This is a genomic window from Metapseudomonas boanensis, from assembly GCF_018704125.1.
Taxonomy (GTDB): Bacteria; Pseudomonadota; Gammaproteobacteria; order Pseudomonadales; family Pseudomonadaceae; genus Metapseudomonas; species Metapseudomonas boanensis.
Genome location: NZ_JAGTIS010000001.1, coordinates 140,606 through 159,310, shown reverse-complemented (window position 1 = coordinate 159,310; position 18,705 = coordinate 140,606). Strand labels below are relative to the sequence as shown.

Sequence of the window (18,705 nt, the reverse complement as noted above, 5' to 3'; positions counted from 1 at the left end):
GGGATTTCCGGCACCTGCACCACCTCTTTTGGGTATCGCTTCGCTCCACCCGACCTACGGCCGTGGGCCTGCTTTGCGAGTAAACATCCACCCTCCTGGAACATGAACTTGCTTTTTGCCCCTTGGAAGGGGGTCGGAACCAATCTTCGCGCTCAGACTCACAGCTGAACTTGTAGGAGCAAGGGGGACGGGGAGTTCTTGCTCGCGAGCAGCCCGAGCTCGATCTTTCGCGAGCAAGCTCGCTCCTACACAGAATCCCGACTTCATCCTGCTAGTCGGAACATTTCAATCGTCACAGGCAGAGCCAGTGACTGATGCCCCTAAGAACGTGATTTCACAAGTCCAAATGAATCCGCACTCACATCCGGATCAGGGCTCTACCGTCGTCCAATGCTTGGACAGGCGCTTGTCCGAGACTGGCAGCTTGGTTCCCAGTTGCTGGGCAAACAGGGACACGCGGTACTCCTCCAGCATCCAGCGATAGAGCACCAGGTTGGGATCACGCTTGCCCTCCTGCGCATGCTTGGCCAGGCGAGCCTTGTACTGCTCCCAATAGCCAGCCAGTTCGCCGGACCAGACTCGGTCGCGCTGCAATTGCGCAGCGATCTTGTCGAAGCGCTGCTCGATGGCCTTGAGGTAGCGCGGGATTTCCTTGAGCCACTCCGCCGGCGTTTCGCGAACGAAACCCGGATAGACCAGGTTGCCGAGTTGCGCCTTGATATCGTTCAAGGCCACAGCCTGGGCCAGGTCTATACGGCCCTTGAAGCGCTTTTGCAGGCCGTGCCAGAGTTTGAGGATGTCCAGGGTAAGCCGGGCAAGTCGCTCGGCATGCTCAGCCCAGGCACCGCGCTTCTTTTCCGCCAGGGAGGCTAGGGCCGCACCATCGCGCGGCAGCCCGGCTTCGCCTTCGAGGATGCAGGTATCGAGGCTGGCCAGGAGGATGTCTTCCACTAGCGCATCGACGCGCCCCATGTCGCGATAAAGCAGGCCCAGCTCGGTCAGGCCCGGCAACTTGCCGCGCAGGAACTTGGCCGTTTCCGCCAACTGCTGCAGGAGCAGGCGCTGCAGAGCACGACGGTGCTGCCATTCTGCTTCGGCCTGGGTCGGGAACCGCCCCTCCTTGACCGTACCACCCTCCTCAACCAGCGCCGGGTAAACGGTCATGGACAGGCCCGCGACCTTCTGCTGGGCTTTTTCTGCCAATGCGGTAAATCCCTTGGCCTCGACCGGTTTCTGTTCCTTCTGCGTCTGCGGGATAGCGAGCGCAGCCTGGCTGGCCTCGGCAAAGCGTGCGGTGATTTCCACCAGGTCACGGCCCTCGCCGAGGAACTTGCCCCGAGCGTCAACCACTTCCAGGTTCATCTTCAGGTGGCTGTCCAACTGTGCCGTTGCTTCCGGCCAGGCATCCTCCGGCACGCGGGCGCCAGTCATGCGCTGCAGCTCACGGCCCAGCGCCTCAGGTAACGAGCCCTGAGCGAACACCAGCTTGGCCAGGGCCGCCTTGACGAAATCCGGCACCGGCACGAAGTTCTTGCGAATCGATTTGGGCAGGTTGCGCACCAAGGCCACGCACTTGGCCTCCAGCAGGCCAGGCACCAGCCACTCCAGCCGCTCGGGTGGCAGTTGCGGTAGCAGCGGCGCGGGTACACGCAGGGTCACGCCATCGCGCACATGGCCGGGCTCGAAGTGATAGCTCAGCGGCAGTTCCAACTCGCCCAGGCGCAGCTTATCCGGGTACTGCGCAGCGGTGACTTCACTGGCCTCCCGAGCCAGCACGTCTTCCTCGCGCATGATCAACAGCTGGGGGTTGCCGGCCCGCTCGCGTTCGTACCACTTCTCGAAGCTGGCAGTCTGGTAGATGTCCGCCGGCAAGCGCGCCGCGTAATAGCCGAACAGGGTTTCCTCGTCGGCCAGGATATCGCGGCGACGAGCCTTGGCCTCCAGTTCGTCGAGCTTTTCCAACAGCTGACGGTTGGCCGACAGGCATTTGGCCTTGCTGTGGATTTCACCACGCACCAGGCCCTCGCGGATGAACAGCTCGCGGGAGACTTCCGGGTCAATTGGGCCGTAGTGCACCGCTCGATGGCCGACAATGATCAGTCCGTAGAGCGTGACCTGCTCGTAGGCCACCACCTGGCCACGGCGTTTTTCCCAATGCGGCTCCAGATGATTCTTCTTCACCAGGTGGCCGGCCAGTGGCTCCAGCCAGTCGGGTTCGATCTTGGCCACCATGCGCGCGAACAGTTTGGTGGTCTCCACCAGTTCGGCCGCCATGATCCATTGCGGGCGCTTCTTGGCGATGGCCGTGCCGGGGTGAATCCAGAAACGTCGCTGGCGTGCGCCGAGGTAGTCACCCTCCTCGCTCTTCTGGCCGATCTGGCTGAGCAGACCACAGAGGATGGCCTTGTGGACCTTGGCGTAGTCGATAGTGCGCCCGGGAATCTCCCCTCCCTTACCGGAGTCAGCCTGCTGGCGAACTTCTCTGCCGCTGACGACCTTCTGCGCCGAGGAGCCTGCTTCGCGAGCAAGCTCGCTCCTACGTGGGGAGCTTTCCGGGAACAGTTTCAACTCTCGGCAGATCAACACCAACTGGCGATGCGCATCGCGCCATTCGCGCAGGCGCAGGTAGTTGAGGAAGCTCTTCCGGCACCAGGTGCGCAGGGCGTTGGAGCCCAGCGCCTGGCGTTGCTCTTCGAAGCCGCGCCAGAGATTGATCAGTGCGGCGAAGTCGGAATCGACATCCTTCCATTGCGCATGGGCCTGGTCGGCGGCCTGCTGGCGGTCCATCGGACGCTCGCGCGGGTCCTGCACGGACAGCGCGCTGGCAACGATCAACACTTCGTCGAGGCTGCCCTGGCGTACGCCTTCCAGGACCATGCGACCAAGACGCGGATCGATGGGCAACCGTGCGAGTTGTCGGCCAATCGGCGTCAGCTGGCCCTCGCGGTTTACGGCCGAAAGTTCCTGCAGCAGGGTGAAGCCGTCCTTGATGGCCTTGCTGTCCGGCGGCTCAATGAAGGGGAAGGCCTCGATATCGCCCAGTCGCAAGTGGAGCATCTGAAGGATAACCGCCGCCAGGTTGGTGCGCAGGATCTCAGGGTCGGTAAAGGCCGGGCGGGAGAGGAAGTCTTCTTCACTGTACAGGCGTATGCAGATGCCGGGCTCGACCCGGCCGCAGCGGCCCTTGCGTTGATTGGCACTGGCTTGCGAGACGGCCTCCACTGGCAGGCGCTGAACCTTGGCGCGGTAGCTGTAGCGGCTGATCCGCGCGGTGCCGCTGTCGATCACATAGCGGATGCCAGGCACCGTGAGCGAGGTTTCCGCCACGTTGGTGGCCAGGACGATCTTGCGGCCCGGCATCGGCTGGAAGATTTTCTGCTGTTCGGCCGGGGTCAGCCGAGCATAGAGCGGCAGCACTTCTGTGTGCCGCAAGTTGGCCTTGCGTAGCACCTCAGCGCAGTCGCGGATCTCCCGCTCGCCCGGCAGGAACACCAGCACGTCGCCGGGGCGCTTGCCCACCTCGCGTTCATGGCTGGCGATCTCGTCGAGTGCGCGGAGAATGCCCTGGTCGACGGACAGGTCGTCGAACAGCGCCTCGCCGTCCTCATCCACCTCGGCCGCAAGCGGGTGGTACCAGGTGTCCACCGGGTAGGTGCGCCCGGACACCTCGATGATAGGGGCATCACTGAAGTGTTTGGAGAAGCGCTCCAGGTCGATGGTGGCGGAGGTGATGATCAGCTTGAGGTCTGGCCGGCGCGGCAGTAGCGTCTTCAGGTAGCCGAGGAGGAAGTCGATATTGAGGCTTCGTTCGTGGGCCTCGTCGACGATGATCGTGTCGTAGCGCTCGAGGTAGCGGTCATGTTGGGTTTCGGCCAGCAAGATGCCGTCGGTCATCAGCTTGATCAGGCTGCGCTCGTTGGACTGGTCCTCGAAGCGCACCTGGTAGCCCACCAGTTCGCCCAGAGGGCTGCCAATTTCCTCGGCCACGCGGGTCGCCACGCTGCGAGCAGCCAGCCGACGCGGCTGGGTGTGTCCGATCAGGCCGTGGGTGCCGCGGCCGATCTCCAGGCAGATTTTCGGCAACTGGGTGGTCTTGCCCGAGCCGGTTTCACCCGCGATCACCAGAACCTGATGCTTTTCCAGCGCCGCCTTGATCTCGTCGCGCTTGGCAGCAATGGGCAGAGCATCGTCATAGCGCATCTTCGGGACACTGGTGCGCCGCGCCTCAACCCTCGCCGCGGATGCCTGGAAGCGCTCCACCCACTGCGCCAGCTTCGCCTCGTCCGGGTGCTTGCGCAGTTCGTGGAGTTGTCGGCGCAGGCGATGGCGATCACCACACATGACCAGGTCAAGGCGCTGCAGGAGTTGTTCGGGGCTAGGGGATTGCGCGGTCATCGGGTCCGTTCGGTCTGGCAGGTCTGTTCGGCAAGGGCGGGATTGTCGCAGATTTCGCCCAATGGCGGCGCCCCGTCGCGCACAAGGTTGGATGACGCTTTTTACCTCCATCATCGCAACCAAACGCGGTGTCGACAGTGGCTTGGTGGAGCGCGACCTACCCTGTAGCTGCCAGCCTGCAGCGCTGCGCAAATGACTCCCCGTCAAACGACAAGGCCCCGCATTGCGGGGCCTTGGGTGCACCGCACAAAGGTATCAGGCCTTGACCTGCTCCTTCTTCGCGGTAAGCTTTTTCAGCTCTTCATCACGCAGCTCGCGGCGCAGTATCTTGCCTACGTTGGTGGTCGGCAGCGCATCACGGAACTCGACGGCCTTGGGCATCTTGTAACCAGTGACGTTGCTGCGCATGTGCTCCATCACCTGGTCCTTGGTCAGGCTCGCACCCGGCTTGGCGACCACGAAGATCTTGATCGCTTCGCCGGACTTCTCATCCGGGATGCCAATGGCCGCACATTGCAGCACGCCTGGCAGGGTGGCGAGGACGTCTTCCAACTCGTTCGGATACACGTTGAAACCGGACACCAGGATCATGTCCTTCTTGCGGTCGACAATACGCATGTAGCCATCTTCCTGGATCACTGCGATGTCGCCGGTCTTCAGCCAACCATCAGCGTCGAGGATTTCGTCGGTGGCTTCCTGGCGCTGCCAGTAGCCCTTCATGACTTGCGGACCCTTGACGCACAGCTCGCCCACGGAGCCCAGGGGCAACTCGTTGCCGGCATCGTCGATTACCTTGCACAAGGTCGAGGGGACGGGGATGCCGATAGTGCCAATCTCGTTCTTCTCGAAGGTGTTCACCGACACAACGGGGCTGGTTTCGGTCATGCCGAAGCCTTCGCAGATGGCACAGCCAGTGACGTCATTCCAGCGTTCTGCGGTAGCCTGTTGTAAGGCCATGCCACCCGAGAAGGTCGCCTTGAGGGAAGAGAAGTCCAGCTTGCGGAACTCCTCGTTGTTGCACAGGGCGACGAACAGAGTGTTGAGCCCCACGAAGCCGGTGAACTTCCACTGGGAAAGCTCCTTGACCATGCTCGGCAGATCGCGAGGGTTGGTGATCAGAATGTTGTGGCCCCCGATCAGCATCATCGCCATGCAATGGAAGGTAAAAGCATAAATGTGATAGAGCGGCAGCGGAGCGATGAGAATCTCCCTGCCATCGCTCATATTGGCCCCCATCAGCGCCTTGACCTGGAGCATGTTGGCCACCAGGTTGCGGTGGGTCAGCATGGCGCCCTTGGCCACGCCAGTGGTGCCACCGGTGTACTGCAGCACGGCAATATCGCCGCTCTGCGGGCTGGCCTCGGTGAAAGCGCGGCCGCGCCCCTTGGCCAGGGCATCGTTGAGCTTGACCGCCTGGGGCAGGCTATAGGGCGGGACCATCTTCTTCACGTGCTTGATCACGGCATTGACCAGCAGGCGCTTGAAGGTCGGCAGCAGGTCGCCGACTTCAGTGACGATCACGTGGCGGATGCCCGTCTTGGGCAGGACTTCCTGGGCCAGGTGGGCCATGTTGGCCAGGCACACCAGGGCCTTGGCACCGGAATCATTGAACTGGTGCTCCATCTCCCGCGCGGTGTACAGCGGGTTGGTATTGACCACGATCAGGCCGGCGCGCATGGCGCCGAACACGACGACCGGATACTGCAGGATGTTCGGCATCTGCACGGCGATGCGATCGCCTGGCTTGAGATCGGTATGGTTCTGCAGAAAGGCGGCGAAGGCCCCGGAGAGCTCGTACAGCTCGCCGTAGGTCAGGGTCTTGCCCAGGTTGCTGAAAGCGGGCTTGTCGGCAAAGCGTTGGCAGGACAGTTTCAATACCGCCTGGATATTGGCGTACTGATCGGCATTGATCTCAGCAGGAACGCCTGCTGGATATTTGTCCTTCCAGAAGTTTTCGGTCATGGAGGCCCACTCCTAAGCAACAGCTGATCTTCACTGCCCTCAGGCAGTTGTTTGTTGTGTTGTATGCGACTTTTCGCCCCAGGCAGGGCAAAAAGCGCGCCGAGAGTAGCAGCTTTGCCAGAGCCTCACTAGTACCAAACCTGCCCCAGCCAGTCACATTAATGACCACCATTTATATGTTGGTCATTTTTGGAGTTCTAACTCTAAGTTGCCGATAAACGGCGCAAACCGGGGCCTCAGAGCCGCTCCAACCCAAATCGCCGTGGGACGTAAGGTGGAAATCCTGCGCGCAAGGCACGGTTGCCAAGTTAGGGAGCATGCCGCCACGGCAGGGCGGATTGTCCGCCCTGCCCGTTTTCCTCAAGCGATATCGCGCAGCTCGCGACGCAGGATCTTGCCGACTGGAGTCATCGGCAGGGCCGTCTTGAGCACGATGTGCTTGGGCACCTTGTAGCCGGTGAAATTCTCCTTGCAGTAGGCCTTAAGCTCCTCGACGCTGACCCCCCCCTCGCGCGGCACCACGAACAGTTTCACTGCCTCGCCGGACTTGTCGTCCGGCACGCCGATAGCCGCGCAGCTGGCCACCATTGGATGGGCCATGACCACGTCTTCGATCTCGTTCGGGTAGACGTTGAAACCGGAAACGATGATCAGGTCCTTCTTGCGATCGACGATGCGCACATAGCCGTCCGGGTCGATCACCGCGATATCGCCGGTACGCAGCCAGCCATCATCGTCGAGCACTTCAGCCGTGGCCTCCGGGCGCTGCCAGTAACCCTTCATCACCTGCGGCCCCCTGATGCACAGCTCCCCGCGCTCGCCCAACGGCAGTTCGCTGCCATTGTCATCGATGGTTTTGAATGCCGTACCCGGCACCGGGATGCCCACGGTACCCAGGCGCGCCTGGTCGCCGTATGGGTTGGTGCTGGCCACGGGAGAGGTTTCGGTAAGACCGTAGCCCTCGACGACCGAGCAACCGGTCATCGCCTGCCAGCGTTCGGCCGTGGCCTTGACCAGGGCAGTGCCGCCCGAGTTGGTGACCTTGAGATTGGAGAAGTCCAGATTCTTGAATTCCGGATGGTCCATCAGCGCGACAAACAGCGTGTTGAGGCCAAGAAGCGCCGAGAAGCGCCACTTCTTGAGTTCCTTGATGAAACCGGGGATATCTCGCGGGTTGGTGATGAGGATGTTGTGGTTGCCGTTTACCATCATGCACATGCAATTCGCCGTGAAAGCATAGATGTGGTAAAGCGGCAGCGGCGCGATCATGATCTCCTGGCCCTGCTTCATCAGCGGCGCCCCATTTGGCCCGAGCTGCGACAGGCAGGCATCCACCTGCTGCATGTTCGCCACCAGGTTGCCGTGGGTGAGCATTGCGCCCTTGGCCACTCCCGTCGTGCCGCCGGTGTACTGCAACACGGCGATATCGTCGAGGCCGACCCTGACCGGCCGCAGCGCGTGCCCTTGGCCATGCTTGAGCGCATCCTTGAAGGACACCGCCTGGGGCAGATGGAAGTCGGGAACCATCTTCTTCACCTTCTTCACCAGGGCATTGACCAGCCACCCCTTGAGGCTTGGCAGCATGTCTCCCATGCGCGCCTCGATCAGGTATTCGATCTCCGTGTCCGGCAACACCTCCTCGACCAGCTTGCCAAACAGGTTGATGTACACCAGTGCGCGCACGCCGGCGTCCTTGAACTGGTGACGCATCTCGCGAGCCGTATACAGCGGGTTGGTGTTCACCACGATGAGCCCGGCCCGCAAGGCGCCAAATACCGCGATGGGGTACTGCAGGACGTTGGGCATCTGCACGGCAATGCGGTCGCCGGGATTGAGGTCGGTGTGTTTCTGCAGATAGGCAGCAAAAGCAGCGGAATGGCGATCCAGCTCGGCGTAAGTCAGGGTCACGCCCAGGTTGCTGAAGGCCGGGCGGTCAGCGAATTTTTTGCAGGACCGCTCGAATACTTCGATCACCGACTTGTAGGCAGTCAGATCGACAGTATTGGGGACGCCGGCCGGGCGTTTGTCGCTCCAGAAATCAGGTTGCATTTGTTCTTGTCCTCTCTGCCCTGAAAGTGTCTGGCCCGCGCTGCGGGGCTGCCCGGAAATTAGCAGCTCCCTGGCATCACGCAAATACTTGAGCACTGTCATTGACCAGGTGAATCTTGCCCCTCACGTATTACCGCTCGCCAGTGGCCGCCGCCGGACTTTGCGCCGGCGGGCCACCCGTGCACAATGCGCCGACTCCCCGGCATAAGGATCAGCCATGCGCCATGACGCCTTCTGGCTCGACGCCAGCGATGCAGTCCCCCTGTACGTCAACCACTGGGCTGGCGAAGCTCCGCCAAGGGCGGTGATCATGCTCAGCCACGGCATGGCCGAACACAGCGGGCGCTATGCGCGCCTTGGCGAAGCATTGGTGGCAGCCGGCTTCGAACTCTATGCGCACGACCAACGGGGCCATGGCAGGAGCGCCGAGCACGGCACTCTCGGTCTATATGCCGAACAGGATGGCTGGGCCAAAGTGGTGGACGATCTGGCAAGCCTGAACCACCATATCCGCCAGCAGCACCCACAGGCCCCGATCTTCCTGCTGGGCCACAGCATGGGCAGCTACATCGGCCAGGCGTACCTGATGCGACATAGCTGCAGCCTGCAGGGCGCCATCCTTTCCGGCTCCAACTACCAACCCGTCGCACTGTATCGCGTGGCCAGCTTCGTGGCCCGCTTCGAGCGCTGGCGACAAGGCCTTGAAGGCCGCAGTGCATTGATCGATTTTCTGTCTTTCGGCTCGTTCAACAAGGCCTTCAAGCCCAATCGCACAACCTTCGACTGGTTGAGCCGCGACCCGCAGGAAGTCGACAAATACGTCAGCGATCCGCTTTGCGGCTTCCGCTGCACCAATCAATTGTGGCTCGACCTGCTGGGCGGGCTTCAGAGCATCACACCGCCCAGCCAATTGGCCCAGATCGACCCCGACCTGCCGTTGCTGGTGATCGGCGGCGAGCGCGACCCGGTCAGTGAGGGCCGGCGTCTGCAGGACCTGGCTGACGCCTTGCGCCTGGCCGGAATCAGGAACGTGCAATTGAAACTTTATCCGGGCGCCCGTCACGAACTGCTCAACGAGAGCAATCGTAACGAGGTGACCGCATTCTTGATCGACTGGCTGGAGCAAGCGCTTGCCCACCGTCGCTCCCTTCAACCGCAAGCCAAGGAGACCGCATGAGCCAGGTCACTAACATCCCCTACGACGCCCTCGAAGTTGGACAGAAAGCCAGCTTTGCCAAGACTGTCGAAGAGCGTGACATCCAACTCTTCGCCGCCGTATCCGGCGACCGCAACCCCGTGCACCTGGACGCCGAGTACGCCGCTGGCACGATGTTCAAGGAACGCATCGCCCACGGCATGTTCACCGGCGCCCTGATCAGTGCGGCCATTGCCTGCGAAATGCCAGGCCCGGGCTCCATCTACCTCGGCCAGCAACTGCGCTTCACCCGCCCGGTGAAGCTGGGCGACAGCCTGACCGTCGAGCTGGAGATCCTCGAGAAGCTGCCGAAGAATCGTGTGCGCATTGCGACTCGTGTGTTCAACCAGAATGCCGAGCAAGTGGTGGATGGCGAAGCCGAGGTGCTGGCGCCCAAGCAACAGCTGTCCGTCGAACTGCCGGAGCTGCCGCCGATCACCATCGGCTGAGACGAGGTCTGCGACTGAAGCGAACAGCACGGATTGGATCCGTAAAGCTGTTCACATAAGAAAAACGCCGCTTTTCCTTCAGCAGGAGGGCGGCGTTTTTGGTTTTACATCATCACGAAGTTGTTTCTGTTGGGCAGGTATCTCTCGTAGGAGCGAGCTCTGCTCGCGAGCCCGCCTCCTTCGCGAGCAGAGCTCGTTCCTACGGACCCTTCATGAAATCGGGCTTGAGGTGGCAGACTGCTCCGAAGGCCGATCACGCCCCTCCTCATATGCGCTGCCGCCAATGCCTAAGTGAACAGCATTACGGATTGGATCCGGGCTTTTTGTTCGTGCGGGGATAGTCGGGCTGATGGCTGCTCACATCAGACAGGCAACCTGGGGTGAGACCTAGCCCCTCACTCCTCCTCCACCGTCACACTCGCCGTCATCCCGGCACTCAGCTGAACATCCTCCGGCACCTGGTCCAGCCTGATCCGCACCGGAATCCGCTGAGCCAATCGCACCCAGTTGAACGTGGGCTCCACATTCGCCAGCAACTGCGCATCCGGATTGGCATTACGATCGGTGATCCCGCGACTGATGCTTTCCACCGTCCCGCGCAACGGTTGTCCCGCGCTCATCAACCAGACCTCCGCCGGAGCGCCTACCTTGATGCGCGGCAACTTGGTCTCTTCAAAATAGGCCTGCACATAGAACGAACTGTCATCCACCAGCGCCATCACCGGTTCGCCAGCACTCACGAAATTGCCCTGGGCCAGGCGCAGGTTGGTGATCTGGCCACCGCGCGGGGCCCGTAGCTCGCTACGCGCCAGGTTCAGTTCGGCGACCTTGACGTCGGCCTGAGCTTCGCGGGACTCACCGCGGGCTATATCGGCATTGATCTGAGCGTTCTCACGCAGCTCGGCACTGATCGCCTGCGGACCCAGACTGGCACGCCGGGACGCCTCGTGCTCACGCAGTCGCAATTGCTGCTGGCGGGTATCAGCAACCGCCCGAGCCTTTTCCAGCGCAGCCTGATAACGTTCGCGGTCGATTTCCAGGAGCTGATCCCCCGCCTTCACTTGCTGGTTGTCGCGAACCTTGAGATCCGTGACCCAGCCCGACACGTCCGGAGCGATGACCACCACGTCGGCGCGAATTCGAGCATCACGGGTCCAGGGTGAAAGCATGTAGTGCAGCCAGAGGCCATAGCCGGCGATCAAAGCCGCCACCACCAGCAACAACGTGACCGCCACACGCAACATCGAACGCATCTTCTTCTCCTTCACCAGTGCCCGGTCAGCGCCACTAGGGCAGCCAGCACGCAAACATACAACGCACAATCGAACAGCGCCTCATGCCAGATCCAGCGCGCCATGCCGACGCGCTCCAGGCCAAGCCGCAGCACACCGGTCACCAACAGCGCCAGCAATGCATAAATCAGAAATGGGCTGAGCAATACGCCGCCCAGGGACCACTCACGCAAGCTCATGGCTCGCCTCCTGTTGTTCGCACCATTGCCGCCAGCTGTGCTGCAACTGCAGCACAGCTGCCTGGGCCAAACGCCTGTCGATACTGCTCCCGGCTGCGCGCAATGCCTTCAACAATTCATCGACCGGCTCATCCAGAGCCTGGCTATGAAGCGGCGCGGGGCCTTGCAGGAAAACCTTTTCCAGGCGGCGCAGAAATTGTTGCTCAGAACGCCCCACAGGCTTGTCACCGGCGGCCAGGCAGCGCCGCAAGTGCAGGAGCTCATCGCCCAGATCCAGGCTGGCCAGGCCATCGGCCCAATGAGAGCGGACCGGCTCCGGCAATACCGGGGCATGGCGCGCGAGTTGGAGGATGCGGTCCGCCATGCGTCCACCGAACCAGTTTTCCGCACTGGCCAAGGGTTGCCTGGTCAGGCGTGAGAGGTCGACCAGCGTAGCCTTGAGCAGGCGCCGACTGAGCCATGCCGGATTGCGAACCACGATAAGGCGAAATGCCAGAACGGCAAATCCAACACCCAGGACCATGGCGATGGCCTCGTTGAGAAAGAACGCAACGTCATAACGCATGGCGTTCTGCGGGGCGCACAGCACGATGAAATGCAGGCAGAAAGAAGTAGCGGTGGCGCCCAGTGCAGGCTTGGCCATGCCTAGGGCCCCGAAGAACAAGGGCGTCCCGAGCGCCAGGCAAAGCATGGGAAAGCCGCTGAGCTGCGGCAGCAGTACCTGCCCGACGAAGAACGCCACAGGCAAGGCGTAGAAGATTCCGCGCAGGAACATGAAGCCGATCTGATCAGCGTTCTCTCGACTGGCAAACAGGCTGCACACCACGCAGGTCAGGGTCAGCGCACCAGCGGCGGCCGTCCATCCAGTCGCCAGCCAGAACGCGGACAGGGCGAGGAACGCCAACGCGCTGCGCAGCCCATAAATAGTGGCCGTCTGCAGGTCTCGATGCCAGGACAGCGCCGATGGCGCGACGCCTGGCGCCTGCCCCCGCTCTACTGCCTGCAGCGAGCCCAGTGCCGCCCCCGCCTGGCGCACCAGGACGGCCAGGCGCGCCAGGCAATACTGCTGTACCGCCGAAAGGTCTTCCGAGGCCGAAGCCTCGATCAATTGATCGAGCAACTCGGCCAGTCGCTGGGAATTGGGGTCGGCCAACGCCTGATCGACCTGACTCAACCGAGGCGCTAACTGATGCACCTCATCCTCGCTCAGCTGGCGCCATTGCCTGGCCACCCCTCGTGCCAGGCGCAACAAGCTGAGCAGGTCATGACTCAACACCCGCAAAGCCACCGCCCTTTGCCGCCCGCGGTTGCCCTCGAACCAGGCATGCTCGCGCTGGGCATCCACCGCAACGATGCGCCCCAACACGCCTACCAGGCCTTGGCGTTCCTGCCGCCCGCCTTTAAGTGCCGAACGTGCCGTCTGGATGCCGAATTCCCAGGCATCCTTCGCCTGCCTGGCAAGCTGGCGCTCGACTCGCTGCGGCCAGAGTAGGGCGCTGGTGAAGGTGGCGCAGATGATTCCGAGGGATATCTCAGTGCAGCGCGCCACCGCCTGGTCGAATACCGTGAGCGGGTGAGCGATGGCCGGCAGGCCGATGATCGCCACCGTGTAGCCCGCCAGCACGAACGAGTAGGACCAGGCGCTGCGCAGCAAGGTCGACGAGGCGGTGCAGAGCCCAAGCCAAGCTCCCAAGGCGAGCAGGAACAGCCAGGGCGCCTGAGCGAACATCCCCATGAAGACGACCGACATGGCCGTACCAACGAAGGTGCCGAGCAGGCGCGCCATGCCCTTCTGGATAACCATGCCGGACAGCGGTTGCGCGACGATGAAGGCTGTCATCAAGGCCCACTGCGGTTGCTCGAGCCCAAAGCGCATGGCGCACCAAAGCGCCAGGCCGCCGCCGAGCAGCGTCTTGATGGCAAATTGCAGCGCCGGAATGTCGGGCGCCAGGAAGGCACGCAATGAGTCGCGCACTGACGGAGTCCGTAAGAATTTCATCTGAAGATAGCGTGCCGGAAAAGGCAGGCAATGAGCGAAGCTGATTATTAGCTAGCTATCTTATTGCCGTCCAGAGGGTTGCTCGCTTGTCGGCTGAGAATTGAAAATTAATTAAATACATATTTAAATTTTGCGTATCGCTCACTTGAAGTCAGGGAGTGCCGCAGTGACTCACAACCGTTCCCCCGGCAGACCGACCGGCGATTCCCCGTTGCAACGGGAGCGCCTGCTGGATGCCGCTGTCGACGCCTTCGCCCATCAGGGTATCCAGGCCGCCAGCCTGCGCAGCATCGCTCAGCAAGCAGGTGTGACCCCGGCACTGGTCAATTACTACTTCGGCAATAAGGAACGGCTTGTCGAGGCCCTGGTGGAGGAGCGCCTGCTGCCGCTATTCCGGGGCATCGCTGAGCAACTTCAGCAGATTGGCAACGATCCGCGCGAACTGGTTACGGGCTTCGTGACGGCCCTGAGCGCCAACCTCCGACGCAATCCCTGGCTACCGCCGCTCTGGGTGCGCGAGGTGCTATGCGAGGGTGGCGCCCTGCGCGACCAACTGACTACCCGCTTTGCTCCGATGGTGCCAATGCAACTCGCTCAACGCTTCGCCGAGGCCCAGTCCGCCGGCCAACTCAATCCCGATCTGGACCCGCGGCTGCTGGTGGTGTCCCTGATTGGCATGACCATGCTGCCCTACGCTGCCGCGCCCATCTGGCGCGGCATTTTTGCTAACCCGGAGCTCGGCGACGAAGCCATGCTCCGACACACGCTGGCCCTGATCGAGCGCGGCCTGGAGGCCAAACCATGAGTATTCGCCCCCTGCCCTTCCTGCTGTTGTTCGCCTTGCTCGCAGGTTGTGATGACACGAGCCAGGCTCCGCTGCTCGGCACTCTGGAGTGGGACCGCATCGGCCTGCCGGCTGAAGCTTCGGAAACCATCCTCGCCTGGCGCGTGAACGAGGGCGATCGGGTCCAGGCCGGGCAGTTGCTGCTGGAACTGGATCCGCGCCGACTCGATGCGCGCCTCCTCGAGGCCAAGGGCGATGTCGCCCAGGTCCAGGCACGCCTGGAAGAACTCAACAACGGCGCACGGACCGAAACCGTGGATGCAGCGCGGGCCTCCCTCAATCGAAATCGAGCCGCACTCGTCGATGCCGAACGCACTTATCAGCGCATCGAAGCTCTCTACCAGCGCCGACAGGTCGCCATTGCCGAACTGGATCGCGCCCGCGCCACCCGCGATCAAGCCCGGGCGGCAGTCAGCAACACCGACGCGCAACTGCGAGAACTGACCAACGGGACACGCCCTGAGCAGATCGAGCAGGCGACCGCCCTGCTCCAAGCCAGCCAGGGCCGCTTAGCGCAACTGGAAGTCAGCCGCGAACACCTGAGCCTGCGCGCGCCGCGTACCGGCAGGGTGGACGCCTTACCGTTCAAACCCGGTGACCAACCGCCGCAGAATGCCGAACTGGTCAGCCTGCTGGTGGGAGAGGCACCCTATGCGCGGGTCTACATCCCCGCCTCGGTGCGGCCGCACTTCACCATCGGTGATCGCTTGCGTGTGCAGGTTGAAGGCGTGGGCGACGCTTTCGACGCACGGATTCGCAGCATCGCCAGCGAGTCCAGTTTCACCCCGTACTTCGCCCTGACTGGCGATGACGCCAGCCGCCTGGTCTACCGCGCCGAACTGTTGCTGGAAGGTGAAGCGGCCCGGCAACTCCCCGCCGGCCTGCCGGTTCAAGCCATGGTTCCCGAAAATGAACAGCGCTGAGCCGGTCATCCTGGCCCGAGGGCTGACCAAGCGCTTTGGTCAGCTCACCGCCGTCGACAGGCTGGACCTGCGAGTTGATCGTGCCGAAGTATTTGGCTTCCTGGGGCCCAATGGCTGTGGCAAGTCCACCACCATCCGCATGCTCTGCGGATTACTGCTGCCCAGCGCCGGGGAGATCGAAGTACTCGGTTGCCAGATACCCCGCGATGCCGAAGCGCTGAAGCGGCGGATCGGCTACATGACGCAGAAGTTCTCCCTCTATGAAGACCTGACCGTAGGCGAAAACCTGGACTTTCTCGCCACCGTTCAGGGACTCCCCCAGCGCTATGGGCGCCAACGCATCGAGGAGCTGCTGGAGCGCTACTGGCTGACGGACCGCCGCACGCAGCTGGCCGGCACCCTGAGCGGCGGCCAGAAGCAACGCCTGGCGCTGGCCGGAGCCGTGCTACACAAACCAGACCTGCTGTTGTTGGATGAGCCCACCAGCGCTGTCGATCCGCAATCACGACGGGAGTTCTGGGACTCGCTGTTCGAGCTGGCCGAGGCCGGAACCACCCTGCTGGTTTCTACCCACTATATGGATGAGGCCGAACGCTGCACGCGCCTGGGCATCCTCGATGCCGGGAGGCTGGTGGCCGACGGCAGCCCGGCAGAGCTGATGGCCGCCCTGCCCGGCCGCCCGCTACTGGTGGAATGTCTCCAACCACGCAACGCGCAGCGCGCCCTGCAAGGTGCCGAAGAGGTAATCGCCATGGCCCAGATCGGCAACTCGTTGCGCGTGCTCAGCGCAGTGGCTGACGCCCGCGAGCGCATCTCTCGGCGGCTGGCCACCCAAGGCATCGAGGCGCACGTGCAAGAGACCGAGGCCAATCTGGAGGATGTCTTCGTCGCCGTGACCCACCACCCTCAAACGCATGCCGGAGCCCACGCATGAACCTGCGACGCCTCGGCGCCATCGTGCTCAAGGAGCTGCGCCAACTTCGCCGCGACCGCCTGACCTTCGCGATGATCGTCGGCATCCCGGTCATGCAGTTGGTGCTGTTTGGCTACGCCATCAACATGGACGTGCGCGGCCTGCACGCCGCCGTGCTGGACCAGGCGAACACGGCCCAGTCCCGCGAAGTCGTGGCAGAGATCGGCGCCAGCCAGGTACTGGACTTCCGCTACCACCTGGCCAGCCCCCAGGAGCTCGACCGCCTGCTGCGTGAAGGCAGAATCAGCGCGGCTCTGGTGATACCGCCGGACTTCGAAGCACGGCTCCAGCGACGTGACCGCCCGCCATTGCAGCTGGTGGTAGACGGCTCAGACCAGGTGATACAGGCATCCGCCCGCCAGTTGGCGACCTACCCTCTGCCGGGCTGGCCGCACCTGACCGGCATCCAGCTGGTGAACTTCTATAACCCGGAGCGCCTCGCGCCGGTCAATACCGTCCCAGGGTTGATCGGAGTGATCCTGACCATGACGATGGTGCTGTTCACCGCCATCGCCTTGGTACGTGAACGCGAGCGCGGCAATATGGAAATGCTGATCACCACACCGCTTTCCCCTTGGGAACTAACCCTGGGCAAGGTTCTGCCCTTCGTCGGGATCGGCCTGGTTCAGGTGACAGTAGTGCTACTGGTAGGCCGGCTCTTGTTTGAAGTTCCCGTACGCGGTTCCCTCTGGGCGCTCTATGCCGCAGCACTACTGTTCATTCTCGCCAGCCTGACTCTGGGCGTATTCATCTCGACCCTGGCGCGCAGCCAGTTCCAGGCCATGCAGATGGCCTTCTTCACCTTTCTGCCGCAGATCCTGCTCTCGGGCTTCATGTTTCCGTTCGCCGGCATGCCAAAGGCGGCCCAATGGGTCGCTGAAATCCTGCCGCTGACGCACTTTCTCCGCCTGACACGCGGCATCATGCTGCGCAGCGCCGGGCTGGCCGACCTCTGGCTGGAACTGGTGGTGCTGGGTGTGTTTACTTTGGTGATGCTGGGCTTTGCCGTGGCAAGAGTGCACAAACGACTGGACTGAAACCTGCTTGTGACGAGTGTGGCGGGGATGCTGGAAGACGAGAAATCAAGAAAAAAAGGGCGACCGAAGTCGCCCGAGGTGCCTTGCGTGCCTGTAAACCTGGTGGACTCAGCGCGGCTTGCGCTTATGCGAGTCTTTCCAGATGAAGTAACCGACGCCTACGAAGAAGGCGACCATGAGACCGACGGTGCCAATACCGGCGAGAACCACTGCATCGACGAACATGACCTGCCTCCTGCTTCAGCGTTGTTGCTTCGATGGGTTCAAGTTAGCCGCGCGGCAGCGATGGGAAATTGATCTGGGTCAATGGCCGCAGAGCGCCACGGCGAAGGCCGCCAAGACACTGACGCAGGTCAATTTTTATGGGGGCTCGAGAGCTGGGAGGTGCGAGTACATTCGCGGCGATCAGCAGTTGGGCTGAATGCAATGGAGCCCAACGACCCGGGCTTCGGAAACAGCAATTGTTGGGCTTCGCCACTCGGCCCTGCACAACCTATGGGCGATCAATCTCGACAATGGCGCAGGACTTGTGAGGCAAATTCATTGGCCCAGCAAGCCACAGAACTGCCCGACCTCCCCCGTCCGCCCCTTCATGGGGATAAGGGGTCAGATGACCGTCAGCGCTTCTTCGGCTTCTTGGCCGACTTTTTCTTGCCCTTGGTCAGCGGCATCGCCTGCTCGAAAGCCTTGCGTACGTCGTTGAGGCGGCGCTCATGCAGATCGTGGATGCGTTTGTCGCGCTCGGCACCGAAGTCGATCAAATTCTCGTCATTGCTCATTGACGTATCCAACGGAAAGTGAGGTTGAGGCGTGGCGCGCAGACACTTCGGATCTTCGCCACCTGATGCTGCCAATAATGCTGCGTCGGCCCGGCCATGACCAGCAGCGAGCCGTTGGCGAGGTCCAGGGAGTGTTCGATGCGGGTGGAGCCCTTGCGGCGAAGGTCGAAGCGGCGCGTGCCCCCGAGGTTCAACGAGGCAACCACAGGGTTTGGCCCCAATTCAGGCTCATCGTCGCTGTGCCAGCCCATGGAGTCCTGGCCATCGCGGTAATAGTTGAGCAGCACACCATTGAACGGCTGTCCGACGGCTCCCTGCACCCTATCGCGCACCAGCACCAGCAGCGGGGTCCAGGGCAGCGGCTGGTGAGTCAGTCCGGAATAACAGTAGCTGGCCTCAGGGTCCCCGTACCAGGTCACCAGGCGCGGCACCGGATAATAGCGGCCATGCAAAAACACCTGCGGTTGCTCCCAGGGCGTTTCCGCGCACAAGCGCTCCATCCAGCCGTTGGCCTCTTCGGGCGACAGGAAGTTCGGCTCGTAGCGCAACTCAGCGTCAGGCAGGGTCAAGGGAATATCGCTGAACAGATCCACCGCGATGTGACTCGATAAAGGGGACGGCCCATTCTG

Annotated in this window: 15 protein-coding genes; 6 read left to right on the top strand and 9 right to left on the bottom strand. The window is 62.3% G+C overall.

Features of this window, described 5'->3' with window-relative positions:
- Window positions 1-369: 369 nt before the first annotated feature.
- The 3 genes from hrpA to fadD2 all read right to left on the bottom strand — a co-directional run bounded on the left by hrpA (window position 370) and on the right by fadD2 (window position 8,406).
- Window positions 370-4,395 carry an ATP-dependent RNA helicase HrpA gene (gene hrpA, locus J7302_RS00715; protein WP_215368782.1) on the bottom strand — a complete coding sequence of 1,342 codons (4,026 nt, stop codon included), beginning with the start codon at window positions 4,393-4,395 and terminating at the stop codon, window positions 370-372.
- Between the two features lie 255 nt (window positions 4,396-4,650).
- Complete coding sequence (gene fadD1 / locus J7302_RS00710; protein WP_215368775.1) at window positions 4,651-6,357, bottom strand: long-chain-fatty-acid--CoA ligase FadD1; 1,707 nt, start codon at window positions 6,355-6,357, stop codon at window positions 4,651-4,653.
- 360 nt (window positions 6,358-6,717) lie between these two features.
- A complete protein-coding gene (gene fadD2 / locus J7302_RS00705; protein ID WP_215368749.1) occupies window positions 6,718-8,406 on the bottom strand; it encodes a long-chain-fatty-acid--CoA ligase FadD2 in 1,689 nt (562 codons plus the stop codon).
- A 217-nt stretch (window positions 8,407-8,623) separates the two neighbouring features.
- Here fadD2 and J7302_RS00700 point away from each other — a divergent pair, with 217 nt between their 5' ends.
- Both J7302_RS00700 and J7302_RS00695 read left to right on the top strand, forming a co-directional pair.
- Window positions 8,624-9,583 carry an alpha/beta hydrolase gene (locus J7302_RS00700; RefSeq protein WP_215368744.1) on the top strand — a complete coding sequence of 320 codons (960 nt, stop codon included), beginning with the start codon at window positions 8,624-8,626 and terminating at the stop codon, window positions 9,581-9,583.
- Window positions 9,580-10,050, top strand: coding sequence for a MaoC family dehydratase (locus J7302_RS00695; protein ID WP_215368739.1), 471 nt, complete (start codon window positions 9,580-9,582; stop codon window positions 10,048-10,050). The genes J7302_RS00700 and J7302_RS00695 overlap by 4 nt, the downstream gene beginning before the upstream one ends.
- A 395-nt stretch (window positions 10,051-10,445) precedes the next feature.
- On the opposite strand, the gene J7302_RS00690 is transcribed toward J7302_RS00695, so the two are convergent.
- From J7302_RS00690 to J7302_RS00680, 3 genes are read right to left on the bottom strand one after another with little or no spacing between them, the layout of a single operon-like run.
- Window positions 10,446-11,303 carry an efflux RND transporter periplasmic adaptor subunit gene (locus J7302_RS00690; protein WP_215368735.1) on the bottom strand — a complete coding sequence of 286 codons (858 nt, stop codon included), beginning with the start codon at window positions 11,301-11,303 and terminating at the stop codon, window positions 10,446-10,448.
- An 11-nt stretch (window positions 11,304-11,314) separates the two neighbouring features.
- Window positions 11,315-11,521, bottom strand: coding sequence for a DUF1656 domain-containing protein (locus J7302_RS00685; protein WP_215368732.1), 207 nt, complete (start codon window positions 11,519-11,521; stop codon window positions 11,315-11,317).
- Window positions 11,508-13,496, bottom strand: coding sequence for an FUSC family protein (locus tag J7302_RS00680; RefSeq protein WP_215368729.1), 1,989 nt, complete (start codon window positions 13,494-13,496; stop codon window positions 11,508-11,510). The genes J7302_RS00685 and J7302_RS00680 overlap by 14 nt, the downstream gene beginning before the upstream one ends.
- Window positions 13,497-13,686: 190 nt before the next feature.
- On the opposite strand from J7302_RS00680, the gene J7302_RS00675 reads away from it, so the two are divergent.
- From J7302_RS00675 to J7302_RS00660, 4 genes are read left to right on the top strand one after another with little or no spacing between them, the layout of a single operon-like run.
- Window positions 13,687-14,325 carry a TetR/AcrR family transcriptional regulator gene (locus J7302_RS00675; protein ID WP_215368722.1) on the top strand — a complete coding sequence of 213 codons (639 nt, stop codon included), beginning with the start codon at window positions 13,687-13,689 and terminating at the stop codon, window positions 14,323-14,325.
- Window positions 14,322-15,287 carry an HlyD family secretion protein gene (locus tag J7302_RS00670; protein WP_215368718.1) on the top strand — a complete coding sequence of 322 codons (966 nt, stop codon included), beginning with the start codon at window positions 14,322-14,324 and terminating at the stop codon, window positions 15,285-15,287. Before J7302_RS00675 ends, J7302_RS00670 begins: the two co-directional genes overlap by 4 nt.
- Window positions 15,274-16,221, top strand: a complete 948-nt coding sequence (locus J7302_RS00665; protein ID WP_215368705.1) for an ABC transporter ATP-binding protein — start codon at window positions 15,274-15,276, stop codon at window positions 16,219-16,221. Before J7302_RS00670 ends, J7302_RS00665 begins: the two co-directional genes overlap by 14 nt.
- A complete protein-coding gene (locus tag J7302_RS00660; RefSeq protein ID WP_215368702.1) occupies window positions 16,218-17,297 on the top strand; it encodes an ABC transporter permease in 1,080 nt (359 codons plus the stop codon). Before J7302_RS00665 ends, J7302_RS00660 begins: the two co-directional genes overlap by 4 nt.
- Before the next feature lie 108 nt (window positions 17,298-17,405).
- On the opposite strand, the gene ccoM is transcribed toward J7302_RS00660, so the two are convergent.
- The 3 genes from ccoM to J7302_RS00650 form a co-directional block, all read right to left on the bottom strand.
- On the bottom strand, window positions 17,406-17,522 hold the full coding sequence (ccoM, locus tag J7302_RS26755; RefSeq protein WP_285899516.1) for a cytochrome c oxidase subunit CcoM: 117 nt from the start codon (window positions 17,520-17,522) through the stop codon (window positions 17,406-17,408).
- A 392-nt stretch (window positions 17,523-17,914) separates the two neighbouring features.
- The gene (locus J7302_RS00655) at window positions 17,915-18,076 is read right to left on the bottom strand and encodes a hypothetical protein (protein ID WP_215368689.1); all 162 of its coding nucleotides are present in this window, start codon (window positions 18,074-18,076) and stop codon (window positions 17,915-17,917) included.
- Window positions 18,073-18,669 (bottom strand): alpha-ketoglutarate-dependent dioxygenase AlkB family protein, encoded by a 597-nt coding sequence (locus J7302_RS00650; RefSeq protein WP_215368686.1) that lies wholly within the window; start codon window positions 18,667-18,669, stop codon window positions 18,073-18,075. The genes J7302_RS00655 and J7302_RS00650 overlap by 4 nt, the downstream gene beginning before the upstream one ends.
- Window positions 18,670-18,705 lie beyond the last annotated feature (36 nt).